Source organism: Mesorhizobium sp. CA10, assembly GCF_020165285.1.
In the GTDB taxonomy this organism is placed as follows: Bacteria; Pseudomonadota; Alphaproteobacteria; order Rhizobiales; family Rhizobiaceae; genus Mesorhizobium.
The window spans coordinates 298,764-313,294 of sequence record NZ_JAIUHV010000001.1 but is presented as its reverse complement, the minus strand read 5'-3'; the positions used below and the strand labels follow the sequence as shown (position 1 = coordinate 313,294).

The window sequence follows — 14,531 nt, the reverse complement described above, 5'->3', positions numbered from 1 at the left end:
CGGTGCCTGTCAGTGTATGGCCACAGGAGCGAGAGCGCGCGAGAGACTTGCTTCGCCCTTGCCGTAGACGGACGGGTCGTAATTGGCCAGCGTGTCGGTGCGGGCCGTATTGAGCAGGTCGTTGGTGATCTGGACGGGCGTCGCCTTGGTGAACTTGCTGCCGATGATCGCAGCATAGCCGGAGATGATCGGCGCGGCAAAAGACGTTCCGTAGAGCCCGGTCTTGTCACCCTCGACACCGACCACCAGGAAGTGGCTCTGCACAGCCTGGTCGGAGCCGGCATAATTGGAATACCAGGCGAGCTGGGCCTTGTTGGCTGTGGTTCCGTTCGTCGACAGCGCGCCGACGAAGATCGCGGTCGGTTTGCCGATCAAAGCAAGGTCGAGATAGTCCTGCTGGCCACCAGTGACCCCGCCAACAGCGACCGCGTCGTTGCCGGCCGCCTTCGAGACGATGGCCGAACCTTTGGTGGCGTAGGAGATGATCGAGGACTCCTCTGGAGCCCACCAGATCTGGTTCGCGCTGTAGCCCGCGGTTGTGTACATGCCGTAGCTCAGGTTCAGCACATTAAGACCGCGTGCCAGCGAAACGGCCGTGCCGGTCGAGAAATCCTTGGAGCGGATGGTCGCGGCGGGAGCAATCATGCTTGCTTCCTCGCGCGTCCATTCGCCGTGTCGCTGGGTCTGCACGCCGATCCCGAAATTGCCGGAAAAGCGCGAGGTGCTGCTGAAGTCGTCGACCATCGTGATGGTGACGCCCTTGCCCTTGTAGCCGGCGGCCCATGCCGCGCCGACGTCGGGGCTCATCCAGTTCTGTATCGTTTGCGTCGTGCGCGCGACCGGTATCTTTGCGCTCATGCAGATGGAGCCGCCGCCATGGCAGAGCGCCGCCGTCTCGTCCGCGCCGAGGCCCTCCTGCGCCGAGGCAATGGGCGCCGAAAGGATGGCAAGGGCGGCAACGAGGCCGAATTTCAGGTGACCAGCAGACATGTTCCAACTCCAGCCAAACAAGAACCAGGACGGGCGATCGCGCGTTTCGGGACGAGATGGACTTTTCATTCGCGGCTCCCGGCGATCAGAAAGTGAGACGATAATTCAGCCACAGATGCATGCTCTCAGGCTTGGCGCTAACCAGGTATTTCAGGGTTTCCTGCGGCGCCATCTCACCGGCTGCGAGCCGGCAATTGACACTGTACGAGCCCAAATCCCCGTAGTCGGCCAGGCAAGGTTTCTCGGTGAGGTTTCCGCCGATGATCGACGTTACGGACAGCGACAGGGTGCTGTTCGGATTCGGATGCGTCTGGGTGAGGAAACCGAGCTTCAGGCTGGGCCCGATGGTGTATTTGTCGCCTTGTTCGCCGGTCCCGAACCCCCAAAGGATGCCGGTGTTTTCGGTAACCTGGGTGAGCAGGTCGACATGCATGTCTACCCAGTTCGTGTGGTACCATTGGTTGAATGAGACCCAGCTTCCATTCTGCAGCTCATAGCCGCCACCGCCGAGGCCTCGGGCACGGTCGCTCAGCGGCGACCCCTGATGCATGCCGATCAGCGAGGTGGTCATCATTTCCTGGGCGGTCGCGGGAGACGCGCCGAGACATGCGCACAGCAGCAGCGCCGCCTCGCACGATGTGCCCCTCTTGCCGGATCGTTCGCGCATGCGCGAAACACCTCGCCCCACCGATCCGGTCAGCGCCTTGGGTGGCGGCGAGTTTCTCGGCCAGCCCTGCAGCCGGATCATTTGCCCGACGGTGGCACGAATTCCGTTACCGCAAACTTAAATGAGACGACTCGAATATAAGTATCTGTTTGAAATGCCGGGCCGGTCCGGACCTTCCGGGATCGACTCAGGCAAATTGGTTCGCAACTCGCGATGGAACATGCTCAGGCCCTGAGCCGTCCTGATTTCGCTGCCGGTCGATCTGTTCGAAGGTGAGGAGTCCCCTCAGGCCGCGTCGCGAACCTTCTGGATGCGGGAGCGTATCGCCTCGATCATCGTCTCGCGGATGACGGTCTCGCCATGCGTCTCGCGCATGTGCTCGACGGCACGGCGCATCACCTCGGCTTCTTCCTCGGCGCGCGTATGCCAGTCACAGCCGGGGACAAGCGACCCGCATTGGAATTCCTTCATGGGACTTTCCCTTCCTCGTTCTGCTGGAAAACCATAACACATGCGACCGGTTTCGGTTGCATCGCAGCCCGCGGCAGACTGCTTTTCTCTCCAAAAAAGGAAGGCGGAGCAGTGCTGCCCCGCCTTCCTTGCCGCCTGAGAACTCGATCTGCCTTTGACGGGCAGGCCTTCACTTCATGATCTTGACGGCCTCGGCAATCTTGTTCTTGCCGCTCATGTCCCAGGAGACGCGAACCTTCTCGCCGGCCTGGATGCCGGGATCCTTGAAGGCCTTGGACAGCTTGAAAGTGGATCCGTCGTCCAGAACAAGGCTCATGGCCGTTCCGTCAAAGCTCTTGACGGTGCCGGTGGTGTGCTTGACCGCTGCGAGCGCGGCGCCGCCGGAGGCGAGAAGGGCGGCGGTTGCTGCGGTCACGATAAGCTTGCGCATGGCGTGCTCTCCTGGAATGCGGGTGCCCGATTCGGCGAGGCACCTCTCGTGATCAGGGTCGTCAAGTCGCGCCGGCTCACGGCCGGAGGGAGACGAGATGATCTCCGCTTCGACCGCCGGCGCTTCCCGACCCGGCGATCTTAAATAGCTCAATTTTTTCAAAAGGATATTAGACGAAAAAGATATCGTCCCTGCCACATTGCCGGCCAAGATTCGGCGAATTGGACAGCAATGCGGCCGTCGCCGCGCTCACCGGATCGTTACGGCCATTTTACCTCGGGCGGCAGGCTGGACAGGATCGAGGCGACATTGCCGCCGGTTTTGAGGCCGAAGATGGTGCCGCGATCGTGAAGCAAGTTGAATTCGACGTAGCGGCCGCGCCGGATGAGCTGTTCCTCGCGCTCGCCATCAGTCCAGTTCTGGTTGAAATTGCCCCGCACCAGATGGGCATAGACGACGAGAAAAGAACGTCCGACATCCTGGACGAAATTGAGATCGGCGTCCCAGCCGCCCCTGTCCTCGTCAGAATGCAGCCAGTCGAAGAAGATGCCGCCGATGCCGCGCGGCTCGTTGCGGTGCGGCAGGAAGAAATACTCGTCGCACCACGATTTGAATTTGGGATAGTCGGCGACGGCGGCGTTCTTCTCGCAGGCAAACTGCATGGCGCGATGGAAGGCGATCGTGTCGGGATCGTCCTGAGTGCGGCGGCGGTCGAGCACCGGCGTCAGATCGGCGCCGCCACCGAACCACTGGCGCGTGGTGACGACCATGCGGGTATTCATATGCACGGCCGGCACGTTGGGGTTCCAGGGATGTGCTATCAGCGAGATGCCGCTCGCCCAGAAGCGCGGGTCTTCCTCGGCGCCGGGTATCTGCTTCCTGAACTCGGGCGAGAATTCGCCATGGACGGTCGAGGTGTGGACGCCGACCTTCTCGAAGACGCGGCCGCGCATCATAGACATGGTGCCGCCGCCGCCGCGGCCCTCGTCGCGCTCCCAGGGGGTCTTCTCGAAATGGCCGGGCGACCATGACGCTTGCGGGCCGGTGAGTTCCTGCTCGATCTGCTCGAAAGTGGCGCAGATGCGCTCGCGCAAGGCCTCGAACCACAGACGTGCCTTCATCTTCTTCTGCTCGATGTCGGCCGGCAGGCCCACGGGAAGGTCAGGTCTTTCCAATTCGGTCTCCAGTCGCAGGCGCGCTTGCCTGACAAATGACTCGTCTTTTCAGGGCGCGATCCCTAATCTCTTGAGAGGAAGGGTCAAGTCCTGTCTGACCAAGGTGCAAGGGAGTTCCTTCGTGCGCACCCCGGCAAGACCGCCGCTGGATGGCTTACGCAAGAGGCTGGAGCGCTCACGGGCTGAGCGCGAAAACCAGCCGCGCGATGGTTTCCTGCGCGAAACCTTCGTGCTGCCGCGCCCGGATGCGCGCCTCAAGGCCAAGGAGTGGTTCGAGCGTTTTCCGAAACAGGCCTACTGGACCGAGATCGAAAGCTGGTTCGAGCGCCCGGGCGACGTGATCGAATTCACCATGCGGCGGCTGCCGGCGGCCGATTAAGGTGCATTGATATTCAGGTGAGGCCAGCCTGCAAATGGCGGCTCCTGCGCTTCCGGTGCTCACGTACTTTAAGTACGCTCCGCTCCGGTTCTCGGAAGCCACCATTTTCGACTCGGCCTGACCTGAATCTCAATGCACCTTGGCGGCAGACTGTCAGCGCACCGCCAGCCGTCTCGCCCCCGTCCCCTCCTTGGCCAGCCGATCTTCCTTGTTCCTCAGCGGGCATTTGTCGATCGACATGCAGCCGCAGCCGATGCAATCGGTCAGGCCGTCGCGCAATTTCTTGAGCTGGGCGATCTTCTGGTCGAGCTCGTCGCGCCAGGCTGTCGAAAGCAGGTTCCAGTCCTCGCGGTTCGGTGTGCGCTCTTCCGGCAGCGACTGGAACGCCCGGGCGATGTCGGCAAGCGAGATGCCGACCTCCTGGGCGACGCGGATGATCGCCACGCGCCGAAGCACGTCGCGGCTGTAGCGCCGCTGGTTGCCGGAGGTGCGGTGGCTGCGGATCAGGCCGCGCGCCTCGTAGAAATGCAGCGCCGATACCGCAACGCCGCTGCGCACGGCCACCTGGCCGACCGTCAATTCCCTTACCGGAGCCATCTCGATTTTTCCGCTTGACCTCAAGTTAAGTTGAGCTTGTAGCTAAGAAACGTCGATGGGACAATTGCAGGAGAAGGCGATGTGCGCCTGGGTGAGAATGACGCCGCGAGTGGACCCTGCGCGCGGCAATGAAGAAGGGCTCGAGGTTCTAGCCGAGCTGGCGCAGCGCTTCGCCCGCGACCATGGCGACGGACAGCGCGACATTGATGCTGCGCGCTCCGGGCCGCATCGGGATGGTCAGTCGCGCATCCGCCGCCTGGTGGACCTGGTCCGGCACGCCGGCGGATTCGCGGCCGAACAGAAGGATGTCGCCGGCAGCGAAAGCAAAGTCGGTGTAGGCGGCCGTGGTCTTGGTGGTGAGCAGCACGAGGCGGCGCGCGTTGGTCTTTCGCCACCCCTCGAAGGCGTGCCAGTCGGCATGGCGGGAAAGCGCCGCCATTTCGAGGTAGTCCATGCCGGCGCGTTTCAGCGCCCGGTCGGAGAGCGGGAAACCAGCCGGCTCGATGATATCGACGCCGATATCGAGGCAGGCGGCGAAGCGCAGGATTGTCCCGGTGTTGCCGGCGATATCAGGCTGGTAGAGCGCGATGCGGAGACGATCGTTCATTTCCGTATCCTGCTAATAAGTGGCAGATCGGCCACAGGCATCTCCCGCTTTCGGCAATTTCTGGACTGGCGGATGGCCATTTTCTGCGAAGTCGAGTATATGCCCACCATCGTCAACCCGAACCGTATGGAGGGGAACACATGATGCCCATGCACATCCAGCTCCCATCCGGGGCTCACGTATGCCCGCAGGCGGTTTCGGTACGACGATTGTTCTGACACTTTAAGTCCTCATCGCACCGATTCCCGCCGAACCCAGTTTCGGCCTTCGAAGGAATCTTGCGATGTTTTTCAAACTGCCAAAGGGGCGCCGCGCCCCAGCTGAGCGTGTCGGGACCGACGCTGGTCGTCTCCCGGCCGATTCGATCCGCGCCTTCGGCCGAATGCCGATGGTCGAGGCCGCATTACCCTTTTTAACGCATTTGCATATGGAGGACGGGCCGATGTTCGATCCCTACAAAATACCTGGTTCAAGAAGCCTGCACGAGCGCAAGGCGGCTACCTGGGCGCTGCTGATCGGCGAGACCTATTCGTCGGCCGTGCATGCCGAGGAACGGCGCAGGCCGCATCGCGGCATGCTGCCGGACGTCGATTTCTCGCGCGCGGTGCCCGATCACAGCCGGCCCACGCTGGTGCGCCGGATCATCCGCTTGATCCGGCCGGGCGACAGGAGCCGGGCAGGTTCCGCCCTTTCGTCCGGAAGTTCCGGGCCGTCAGGGACGTCAAACGAGCCTGTCGGCGAAATGCCGGCGAAACCCTATATTGCGCGGGACAGGGCCGGCGATGCGGATGATTCCGTATCGCCGGCCCGCAATGCCGCGCGGCCGCAAAGCCTTGCCCATCAATCCCGCGCCGCGTGAGCGCCTAGATAGTCGAGTGCCTGGAATGTTCCGCTGGTTTGAAAACAGGCTCGATCCGTTTCCCGCCGCGGAGCCGGTCGAGCCGCCGAAGACGCTGATCGCCTTCTGCGTGCATTACACGCGCGGCGCCTGGCCCTACATCATCCTCGACGCGGTGCTGGTGACGGCGATCGCCTTTACCGAAGTCTGGATGTTTGGGTTCCTCGGCCGCATTGTCGACTGGCTGTCGGCGCAAAACCGCGAAACCTTCCTGCAGACCGAGAGCTGGAAGCTTGCCGGCATGGCTTTCGTTGTGCTGTTCGCGCTGCCGGGAACGGTATGGCTGCATTCGCTCCTCAACCAGCAGACGCTGATGGGCAATTATCCCATGCGCATCCGCTGGCAGGTGCACCGCTATCTGCTCAAGCAGTCGATGGCCTTCTATCAGGACGAGTTCGCCGGCCGCATCGCCACCAAGCTGATGCAGACCGCGCTCGCCGTGCGCGAATGCGTGATCAAGCTGATCGACGTGCTGAATTACGTCGTCGTCTACTTCCTCGGCATGCTGTTCATCGTCGGCTCGGCCGACTGGCGGTTGGCGGCGCCGCTCGCCGTATGGCTGGCCGGCTATATCGGTCTGCTGCGCTTTTTCATTCCGCGGCTCGGCAAGGTCGGCGAGGAGCAGGCCAATGCGCGTTCGACCATGACCGGCCGCGTCGTCGACAGCTACACCAACATCCAGACGGTGAAGCTGTTTTCGCATGCGCGGCGCGAGGCGACCTTCGCGAGGGAAGGCATGGCGAGCTTCCTCGGCACCGTCTACCGCTCGATGCGGCTGGTGACGGTGCTCTATGGCTTGCTCTATATCCTGAATTCGCTGTTGCTGTTCTCGGTGACGGCGATCTCGCTGTGGCTTTGGCTCGGCCAGGCGGTGACGATCGGCGCGGTCGCCGTGGTCATCGGCCTGGTGCTGCGCATGTGGGGCATGTCGCAGTGGATCATGTGGGAGATGTCGGGCCTGTTCGAGAATATCGGCACGGTGCAGGACGGCATCCAGTCGATCTCGCTGCCGCGTCTCGTCGAAGACCGGCCCGGCGCGAAGGACATCGCCGTCAGCCAGGGTGAAATCCGCTTTGACGACATCCGCTTCCACTACGGCAAGCAGAAGGGCGTCATCGAGAACCTGACGCTGACGGTAAAGCCCGGCGAGAAAGTCGGCATTGTCGGCCGCTCCGGCGCCGGCAAGTCGACGCTGGTCAACCTGTTGTTGCGCTTCTACGACCTGGAAAGCGGCAGGATCCTCGTTGACGGCCAGGAGATTGCGGCGGTGACGCAGGATTCTTTGCGCGCGCAGATCGGCATGGTCACGCAGGACACTTCGCTGCTGCACCGCTCGGTAAAGGAGAACATCCTCTATGGCCGGCCGGACGCGACCGACGAAATGCTCATCGAGGCGGCGCGCCGGGCGGAGGCGCTCGATTTCCATCGGCGGGCTCTCGGACCATAACGGCCGCAAGGGATTCGATGCCCATGTCGGCGACCGCGGCGTCAAACTGTCCGGTGGCCAGCGGCAGCGCATCGCGATTGCCCGCGTCATGCTGAAGGACGCACCGATCCTGATCCTCGACGAGGCGACGTCGGCACTCGATTCGGAAGCCGAGGCGGCCATCCAGGAGAACCTCTACAAGCTGATGCAGGGAAAGACCGTCATTGCCATCGCGCACCGCCTGTCGACGATCGCGGCGATGGACAGGCTCGTCGTCATGGACGAGGGCCGCATCATCGAGGAAGGGTCGCATGAGGAACTCGTCGCCAGGGGCGGGCTCTACGCCCAGCTCTGGCAACGCCAGTCCGGCGGCTTCCTGCTTGATGACGCGCCGGCTGAGCCCGATGCCAGGTCGCTTCGATCCGAGATGGCTGCGGAGTAACGCGATCGCGATTGCAGCAATTCCGTCCGGAATTGCGCAAAACAAAGACTTCGAGCGGCCTGGCGGTTCTGTGAGCCGTCGAGCCGCTCCGGCATCAAGGTTACGGCGATTGCGGGGAATCGATCCCGGGCGTAACCACGACCTCGCCAGAGGCCTGCTGGCGACCAGATCGGTTACCGGCGGATTTCCGGCGCGATGAGAGAAAAATGTTCGACCGCATCTTCACCTGGTTCGAAAGCCGTTATTCGCCGGTGGCGCTGGCCGACGACAGGCAGCCGCCAATGGGGCTTTGGCGGTTCTACTGGTATTTCATAAGACAGTTTCGCGCCGCCTATCGGCTGCGCATGATCATCGTTGCCCTCGCGGCGGTAGTGGACGCGATGCTGCCGATTTTCGTCGGCCTGATCGTCGGCCTGCTCTCCAGCACCAAGCCAGGCGATTTCTTCGCTGCGCACATGCCGTTGCTCGTCATGATGGCGATCGTCGTGCTGCTGCGTCCGCTGTCGATGGTTGTCGATGGTCTCATCCGCAACCACGCCATCGCGCCGAACCTCATCGATCTTATCCGCTGGCAGAGCCATTGGCACGTCGTGCGCCAGGACTGGTCGTTCTTCCAGAACGACTTCGCCGGCCGCATCGGAACCAAGGTCATGCAGAGCGGCGATTCGGTGGAGATGAGCGTCAACCTCACCGTCGATGCGGTCTGGTACGCGCTGGTCTTCGTCGCGGTCGCCATCGTCGTGCTGGCGCGGCTCGACGCGCTGCTGCTGGCTGTGGTGGCGGTATGGCTGGTATTCTACTGCTTCATCTTCTGGTCTGCGATGCCGAAGATCACGCAGCGCTCCTCCCAACTGTCGGAGCGGTGGTCGCAGGTGAGCGGCCGCATGGTCGACAGCTACACCAATATCCTGACGCTCAAGACGTTCTCGACCGGCGAGCACGAGGACAAATATGTCTCGCAGGCGGTGGTCGAGCATGCCGACACGTTTTACCAGCTGATGCGCGTTTTCACGCTGATGTGGTCGGCCCTGTTCGTCCTCAACGCGGCGCTGCTCATCGCCATAAGCTGGCTGGCGCTGGCCGGCTGGAACGCGGGGACCATGACTACGGCAGCCGTGGCGACCGCGATACCGTTCGCGCTGCAGATCGCCAATATCTCCGGCAGGATCCTCGATGTCGGCGCCAACGTTTTCCGGCAGATCGGCGTTGCCAGCAATTCGATGACGACGATCGCGCGTCCCATCACCATGCAGGACCAGCCTGACGCACCGGCCCTCGTCGTGACCGCCGGCGGCATCGAGTTCGACCGGGTGAATTTCAACTACTGGCGCAAGGACGGCAAAGGCGGCGTCATCGACAATCTGTCGCTGAAGATCGCGCCGGGCGAGCGGGTCGGCCTGATCGGTCGCTCCGGGGCCGGCAAGTCGACGCTGGTCAATCTCGTGCTGCGGCTGTTCGACGTCCAGGACGGCAAGGTGCTGATCGACGGACAGGACATCCGCCACGTCTCGCAAGAGAGCGTTCGCGCGGCGATCGGCTTCGTCAACCAGGACACGTCGCTCTTGCATCGATCCGTTCGCGAGAACCTCAAATATGGACGCCAGTCGGCCAGCGACGAGGCCATGTTTAGCGCCGCAAAAGCCGCTCAGGTCGACGATGTGATCGCGGCACTGACCGATCCGTATGGGCAGAGCGGCTATGAGGCGCTTGTCGGCGAACGCGGCGTGAAGCTGTCCGGCGGCCAGCGGCAACGCATCGCAATTGCCCGCGTTATGCTGAAGGACGCGCCGATCCTCATTCTCGACGAGGCCACCTCCGCGCTCGATTCGGAAGTGGAAGCCGCCATTCAGGAGAACCTCTACAAGCTCATGCAGGGCAAGACCGTCATCGCCATCGCCCACCGGCTGTCGACCATCGCGGCGATGGACAGGCTGGTGGTGATGGACAAGGGACGCATCGTGGAGGACGGCTCGCATGAGACCTTGATCGCCAAGGGTGGGCTCTATGCCCAGCTCTGGCGGCGCCAGTCGGGCGGTTTCCTGCTCGAGGAAAAGCAGGCCGCCGACGATCTGGCGGCGAAAGGTGAAGCCGCGGAATGATGAAAGGTGTCTATCGCTGGTTCGAGGGCTGGGTCTATCCGTTCCGCGAGCCCGTGAATCTTCGGCCACCCGCCAGCGTCGGCGGCTTCCTGTGGCACTATGTCGGGCAGGCCAAGCTCGCTTTCTTCGCCATGCTCATCATCGGCGGCATCGCGCCGCTGGTCGAGGCAGGCTTGTTCTATTTCGTCGGGAGGCTGGTCGATATCCTCGACCAGTTGCCTGGCGAGCGCAGCTGGCACGCGCTGTGGGCGGCCGCCGGTCCCGAGCTCCTGTTCATGGGCGCCGTGGTTCTGTTCATCCGCACTCTGGTGGTCGGCCTGTCGGCGCTGGTCGACGAGCAGACGATCACGCCCGGATTCTACAATCTGGTGCGCTGGCAGGCGCACCGGCACGTCTCGCGCCAATCCTATGCCTTCTTCCAGAACGATTTCGCCGGCCGCATCGCAACAAAAGTCTGGCAGGCGGGGCAGGCGACCGGCGACCTGATGGAGAGCTTTATCGAGGTGGTCTGGTTCATGATCGTCTACACGGTGACAACGCTCGCGCTGGTCGCCGGTCTCGATCTGCGGCTGGCGGTGCTGGTGGTGATCTGGATCGCTGCCTTCGGCTGGCTGGCGAAACTCTATCTGCCGGCGATCCGCAAGCATGCCGAGGCGACCGCCGAGGCCGGTTCGATGATCACCGGCCGCATCGTCGATTCCTACTCGAACGTGCAGACGTTGAAGCTGTTTTCGGCCGACGGCGACGATCGCTATATTCGCAGCGGCTTCGGCATCTATCTCGACGCGCTGCGGCCGTTCACACGCCGGCTGACCGGCGTGCGCATGGCGCTGACCATGCTCTCCGGCATCATGATCACAGCGATCGCCGCGTTCGCCATCTATCTGTGGGTCGAAGGCTCGATCACGGTCGGCGCCGTCGCCTTCACGCTGTCGCTGGTGCTCAGGCTCAACATGCTGCTTGGAAGGCTGATGATGCAGCTCAACGGCATCCTGAGGAATCTCGGCGTGCTGGAGAATTCCAAGGCGCTGATCTCGCAGCCGCTCGGCCTGACCGACGCGCCGGACGCCAAGGAACTGGTCGTCGCCGGTGGCAGCATCGACGTCAGGAACGTCACCTTCCATTATGGCAAGGGGGCCGGCGTGCTCGACGGCATCGACCTCGTCGTGCATCCGGGCGAGAAGGTCGGGCTGGTCGGCCCGTCGGGCGCCGGCAAGACGACCTTGGCCAACCTGATCCTGCGCCTCTATGACCTCGAGGGCGGCCAGATCCTGATCGACGGCCAGGACATCGCGCATGTGACGCAGAACTCGCTGCGCAGCAATATCGGCGTGGTCAGCCAGGATACCGCACTTTTCCACCGCTCGCTGCGCGACAACATCAAGCTCGGCATGCCGGACGCGACCGATGCGCAGGTGATGGCCGCGGCCAGGAAAGCCGAGGCGCATGACTTCATCCTGGGGCTGCGCGACAACCGCGAGCGCTCCGGCTACGAGGCCTATGTCGGCGAGCGCGGCGTGAAGCTTTCCGGCGGCCAGCGGCAGCGCGTCGCCATCGCGCGCGTCTTCCTCAAGGATGCGCCGATCCTGATCCTCGACGAAGCAACCTCGGCGCTCGATTCCGACATCGAGGCGGCGATCCAGGAGAACCTGACCAGACTGATGGCGAACAAGACCGTGATCGCCATCGCGCACCGGCTGTCGACCATCGCAGCGCTCGACCGGCTCGTGGTGCTGGACGGCGGCCGCATCGTCGAACAGGGCACGCATGACGAGCTGGTGGCGCTCGACGGGCTCTATGCGCGGCTCTGGAAGCGGCAGTCCGGCGGCTTCCTGTTCAACGAGGAAAGCGCGCTGGAAGAGACGCGGCCAGCGGAGTAGAACGACATCATGTCGGTACGCATGCCTATGAATTTCGGACGGTCAGGCGCGCAGGAAAGCGCGCTCGATCTGCTCGGCCACGAAATCCTCGCCGAGAAGGCCGCAGCGCTCGGCCGCGCCGGCCGGCGTGTCGAGGAAACTCTTGCCAGATTGCGCGAGAGCGGCGAGGGCGAGCATCGCAACCGGCTGCTCAAGGAGGCGGCAGCGGCCGTCCATGCCTATTTCATCCAGCGCGAGCTTTGCGGTTTGCGCAAGCATGACGCCGTGATCCGCGAATACGACATCCCGCGCGCGGTGCTGGTCAGGCTCGGCGCCAGCTAGGCGCCGATTTCCTGGCGAAAACGCGCCAATCGCGCAGCAAGGGCTCCGGGATTCTCGTCGGCGACGAAGTGGCCGCTACCCGGGATGATGTCGCCTTCGACATTGGATAGGCCTGCTGCCTTCAAGCCGTCGAGATAGTCGGCGATGTCGCCGGATTCGGCCGAGCCTCTGAGATAAAGAACCGGCGTGGCGATCGGCGTCGCGGATGGGTGGGAATTGACCTTGGCGTCCGCGGCAAAGGCGCGGTACCAGTCGAAGCCGGCCTTGAGGCTTTCCGGCCGCGAATAGGCTTTGGCATAGATGTCTCTGGCTTCCGCAGGGATCGCCGATTTTTCCTTCGAAAGAATATCGAAGAAGAAATCGAAATAGGCGCGCTCATGGCCGCTCACCAGTATCTCGGGCAAGGCCGGGATCGCATGAAAGGCGAAATGCCAGATACGCGGATTGCGGATGACATTTTGCCACGGCGCCACGCCGGGGATAACGACGTCCATGATCACCGCGCCGGACAAATTTTCGGGCTCGTCGCGCAACAGCGCGAAGACGATCTGCCCGCCGACGTCATGACCGGCGACGATGACCTGCCGCAAGCCGCAAACGGCGATCAGCCCCTTCATCAGTCTGGCCAGATATGCCTTTTCTCCGGTCTCGGGCGCGCCGTGTGAACCGCCGATGCCCGGCAAGTCCGGCGCGACCACGCGCTGGTCGCCGGCCAGCTCGTCGACGATTGCCTCAAAAGCATGGGAGCTTTGCGGCCAACCATGCAGCAGCAGAAGGCCCGGCGCATCGGGCGGCCCTGCGTCCCGGATCGCGATAGCCAGCCCCTCGACCTCAACGGTGCGCTGTCGCATGCTTCATCTCCATCGATGCCAGCTCGATGGAACTAGGCTGCAATCAGCGTTCGGACAGGCCCGGTCCGACGATCGGAAGAATCATTCCAACCATTCGGTGATGAAGTGGCCGTTCTCGTGTATGTCGGTGCTTTCGAGCGGGCCAGGCCCGAGATTGGTGAATTTGTGCGGCGTGTCGGGCGGCACGATCAGGATCTGGCCGGCCGTGGCCTTGATCTCCTGGTCGCCGATCGTGAACAGGCCGGTGCCGGAGCGGATGACGAAGATTTCCGCATAGGGGTGCTTGTGCAGGCGCGGGCCGCCGCCGACCGTCGGCTGATAGTTGAAGATCAGGCAGGAATTGGCGCCGAACTGGCCGCATTGCAGCTCGCCTTTCCAGCGGTCGGGGGCTTCGGCCCAGCTGTCGCGTTCAATGACATGCGCCATGACGCCAGAATAGACCGGGCCAGGAGCCGATGTCGAGGCGAACACCGGCTCGATTGACCCCGGATTTCCCGCTGTTTCACCCTGTCCGGCGGCCTGGCGGGGACGCGTCGGCCTGGGCCGCCGCGCATCCCCGCGACAATCTGCCCTTGTGGTCTCACCCCGCTGGACAAAAACGGGCCGCACGCATAAACCGAACTCCAAATGCCGGAGGAATTCGCTAGCCTGTTCGCCATGCGCTGTCGGGCAGGTGCGATTGAGCGGGGACAAGGCTCGGCCTCCGGTTAGGAAGAGGCGAAAGGATCAGGCACCCGTGAGCGCAACCGATATCCACGATCCCAACCGTCGCGATTTTCTCTACGTAGCCACCGGCATGGCCGCCGTTGTCGGCGCCGGAGCCGTCGCGTGGCCGTTCATCGACCAGATGCGCCCCGATGCCTCGACCCTGGCGCTGGCTTCGGTCGAGGTCGATGTTTCTTCACTGCAGCCCGGCAGCTCGCTGGTCGTCAAGTGGCGCGGCAAGCCGGTGGTGGTGCGCAACCGCACCGAAAAGGAAATGAAGGACGGCGCGGCCGTCAATCTCGCCGATCTCAAGGATCCGATCGCACGCAACGCCAACCTGCCGTCCGACGCGCCGGCGACCGACGCCAACCGCACCACGCCCGGCAAGGAAGCCTGGATGGTGATGGTGCAGGTCTGCACGCATCTCGGCTGCATCCCGCTCGGCCAGGAAGGCGATTTCGGCGGCTGGTTCTGCCCGTGCCACGGTTCGCAATACGACACCGCCGGCCGCATCCGCAAAGGCCCGGCGCCGGAGAACATGGCGATCCCGGTATTCAAGTTCATTTCCGATACCAAGATCCTTATCGGTTGAG

At 63.2% G+C, this 14,531-nt stretch carries 15 protein-coding genes and 1 pseudogene; 7 read left to right on the top strand and 9 right to left on the bottom strand.

From position 1 onward, the window contains the following. Positions 1-9: 9 nt before the first annotated feature. The 5 genes from LB535_RS01505 to hemF all read right to left on the bottom strand — a co-directional run bounded on the left by LB535_RS01505 (position 10) and on the right by hemF (position 3,733). Positions 10-990, bottom strand: coding sequence for a S8 family serine peptidase (locus tag LB535_RS01505; RefSeq protein WP_224630918.1), 981 nt, complete (start codon positions 988-990; stop codon positions 10-12). Between the two features lie 85 nt (positions 991-1,075). Next, on the bottom strand, positions 1,076-1,738 hold the full coding sequence (locus LB535_RS01500) for a hypothetical protein (protein ID WP_224630917.1): 663 nt from the start codon (positions 1,736-1,738) through the stop codon (positions 1,076-1,078). A 204-nt stretch (positions 1,739-1,942) separates the two neighbouring features. Beyond that, positions 1,943-2,128: a DUF1059 domain-containing protein gene (locus LB535_RS01495; protein ID WP_095766497.1), complete on the bottom strand. Its 186-nt coding sequence runs from the start codon at positions 2,126-2,128 to the stop codon at positions 1,943-1,945. A 169-nt stretch (positions 2,129-2,297) separates the two neighbouring features. Further along, the gene (locus LB535_RS01490; RefSeq protein ID WP_224626806.1) at positions 2,298-2,558 is read right to left on the bottom strand and encodes a DUF1344 domain-containing protein; all 261 of its coding nucleotides are present in this window, start codon (positions 2,556-2,558) and stop codon (positions 2,298-2,300) included. A 260-nt stretch (positions 2,559-2,818) separates the two neighbouring features. Beyond that, on the bottom strand, positions 2,819-3,733 hold the full coding sequence (hemF, locus tag LB535_RS01485) for an oxygen-dependent coproporphyrinogen oxidase (protein WP_224630916.1): 915 nt from the start codon (positions 3,731-3,733) through the stop codon (positions 2,819-2,821). Positions 3,734-3,854: 121 nt separating this feature from the next. Between hemF and LB535_RS01480 the strand changes: the two genes are divergently transcribed. Further along, positions 3,855-4,112 carry a hypothetical protein gene (locus tag LB535_RS01480; RefSeq protein WP_095766723.1) on the top strand — a complete coding sequence of 86 codons (258 nt, stop codon included), beginning with the start codon at positions 3,855-3,857 and terminating at the stop codon, positions 4,110-4,112. 153 nt (positions 4,113-4,265) lie between these two features. Here the strand turns inward: LB535_RS01480 and soxR are convergent, their stop codons facing one another. Both soxR and LB535_RS01470 read right to left on the bottom strand, forming a co-directional pair. Next, on the bottom strand, positions 4,266-4,709 hold the full coding sequence (gene soxR, locus LB535_RS01475) for a redox-sensitive transcriptional activator SoxR (RefSeq protein ID WP_140838707.1): 444 nt from the start codon (positions 4,707-4,709) through the stop codon (positions 4,266-4,268). A 148-nt stretch (positions 4,710-4,857) separates the two neighbouring features. After that, positions 4,858-5,316 (bottom strand): tRNA (cytidine(34)-2'-O)-methyltransferase, encoded by a 459-nt coding sequence (locus LB535_RS01470; protein WP_224524600.1) that lies wholly within the window; start codon positions 5,314-5,316, stop codon positions 4,858-4,860. 442 nt (positions 5,317-5,758) lie between these two features. Here LB535_RS01470 and LB535_RS01465 point away from each other — a divergent pair, with 442 nt between their 5' ends. The 5 genes and pseudogenes from LB535_RS01465 to LB535_RS01445 all read left to right on the top strand — a co-directional run bounded on the left by LB535_RS01465 (position 5,759) and on the right by LB535_RS01445 (position 12,382). Continuing rightward, positions 5,759-6,175, top strand: a complete 417-nt coding sequence (locus tag LB535_RS01465; RefSeq protein ID WP_224630915.1) for a hypothetical protein — start codon at positions 5,759-5,761, stop codon at positions 6,173-6,175. 25 nt (positions 6,176-6,200) lie between these two features. Next, a pseudogene (locus LB535_RS01460) lies at positions 6,201-8,082 on the top strand (ABC transporter ATP-binding protein). 206 nt (positions 8,083-8,288) lie between these two features. Then, entirely contained in the window at positions 8,289-10,181 is a 1,893-nt protein-coding gene (locus tag LB535_RS01455; protein ID WP_224630914.1) for an ABC transporter ATP-binding protein, read from the top strand. Further along, on the top strand, positions 10,178-12,061 hold the full coding sequence (locus LB535_RS01450; protein WP_224630913.1) for an ABC transporter ATP-binding protein: 1,884 nt from the start codon (positions 10,178-10,180) through the stop codon (positions 12,059-12,061). Before LB535_RS01455 ends, LB535_RS01450 begins: the two co-directional genes overlap by 4 nt. Positions 12,062-12,070: 9 nt before the next feature. Then, a complete protein-coding gene (locus tag LB535_RS01445) occupies positions 12,071-12,382 on the top strand; it encodes a DUF6665 family protein (RefSeq protein ID WP_140838699.1) in 312 nt (103 codons plus the stop codon). Here the strand turns inward: LB535_RS01445 and LB535_RS01440 are convergent. Both LB535_RS01440 and LB535_RS01435 read right to left on the bottom strand, forming a co-directional pair. Further along, complete coding sequence (locus tag LB535_RS01440; protein ID WP_224630912.1) at positions 12,379-13,233, bottom strand: alpha/beta fold hydrolase; 855 nt, start codon at positions 13,231-13,233, stop codon at positions 12,379-12,381. The genes LB535_RS01445 and LB535_RS01440 overlap by 4 nt on opposite strands. 81 nt (positions 13,234-13,314) lie before the next feature. Then, entirely contained in the window at positions 13,315-13,659 is a 345-nt protein-coding gene (locus LB535_RS01435; RefSeq protein WP_224524611.1) for a cupin domain-containing protein, read from the bottom strand. A gap of 310 nt (positions 13,660-13,969) precedes the next feature. Between LB535_RS01435 and petA the strand changes: the two genes are divergently transcribed. Then, positions 13,970-14,530, top strand: a complete 561-nt coding sequence (gene petA, locus LB535_RS01430; RefSeq protein WP_095766509.1) for a ubiquinol-cytochrome c reductase iron-sulfur subunit — start codon at positions 13,970-13,972, stop codon at positions 14,528-14,530. Position 14,531: the final 1 nt, after the last annotated feature.

What these genes read in the sequence shown, in the direction of transcription:
- LB535_RS01505 (WP_224630918.1), bottom strand. Translation starts at nt 990, where the DNA reads ATGTCTGCTGGTCACCTGAAATTCGGCCTCGTTGCCGCCCTTGCCATC.
- LB535_RS01500 (WP_224630917.1), bottom strand. Translation starts at nt 1,738, where the DNA reads ATGATCCGGCTGCAGGGCTGGCCGAGAAACTCGCCGCCACCCAAGGCG.
- LB535_RS01495 (WP_095766497.1), bottom strand. Translation starts at nt 2,128, where the DNA reads ATGAAGGAATTCCAATGCGGGTCGCTTGTCCCCGGCTGTGACTGGCAT.
- LB535_RS01490 (WP_224626806.1), bottom strand. Translation starts at nt 2,558, where the DNA reads ATGCGCAAGCTTATCGTGACCGCAGCAACCGCCGCCCTTCTCGCCTCC.
- soxR (WP_140838707.1), bottom strand. Translation starts at nt 4,709, where the DNA reads ATGGCTCCGGTAAGGGAATTGACGGTCGGCCAGGTGGCCGTGCGCAGC.
- LB535_RS01470 (WP_224524600.1), bottom strand. Translation starts at nt 5,316, where the DNA reads ATGAACGATCGTCTCCGCATCGCGCTCTACCAGCCTGATATCGCCGGC.
- LB535_RS01465 (WP_224630915.1), top strand. Translation starts at nt 5,759, where the DNA reads ATGTTCGATCCCTACAAAATACCTGGTTCAAGAAGCCTGCACGAGCGC.
- LB535_RS01455 (WP_224630914.1), top strand. Translation starts at nt 8,289, where the DNA reads ATGTTCGACCGCATCTTCACCTGGTTCGAAAGCCGTTATTCGCCGGTG.
- LB535_RS01450 (WP_224630913.1), top strand. Translation starts at nt 10,178, where the DNA reads ATGATGAAAGGTGTCTATCGCTGGTTCGAGGGCTGGGTCTATCCGTTC.
- LB535_RS01445 (WP_140838699.1), top strand. Translation starts at nt 12,071, where the DNA reads ATGTCGGTACGCATGCCTATGAATTTCGGACGGTCAGGCGCGCAGGAA.
- LB535_RS01440 (WP_224630912.1), bottom strand. Translation starts at nt 13,233, where the DNA reads ATGCGACAGCGCACCGTTGAGGTCGAGGGGCTGGCTATCGCGATCCGG.
- LB535_RS01435 (WP_224524611.1), bottom strand. Translation starts at nt 13,659, where the DNA reads ATGGCGCATGTCATTGAACGCGACAGCTGGGCCGAAGCCCCCGACCGC.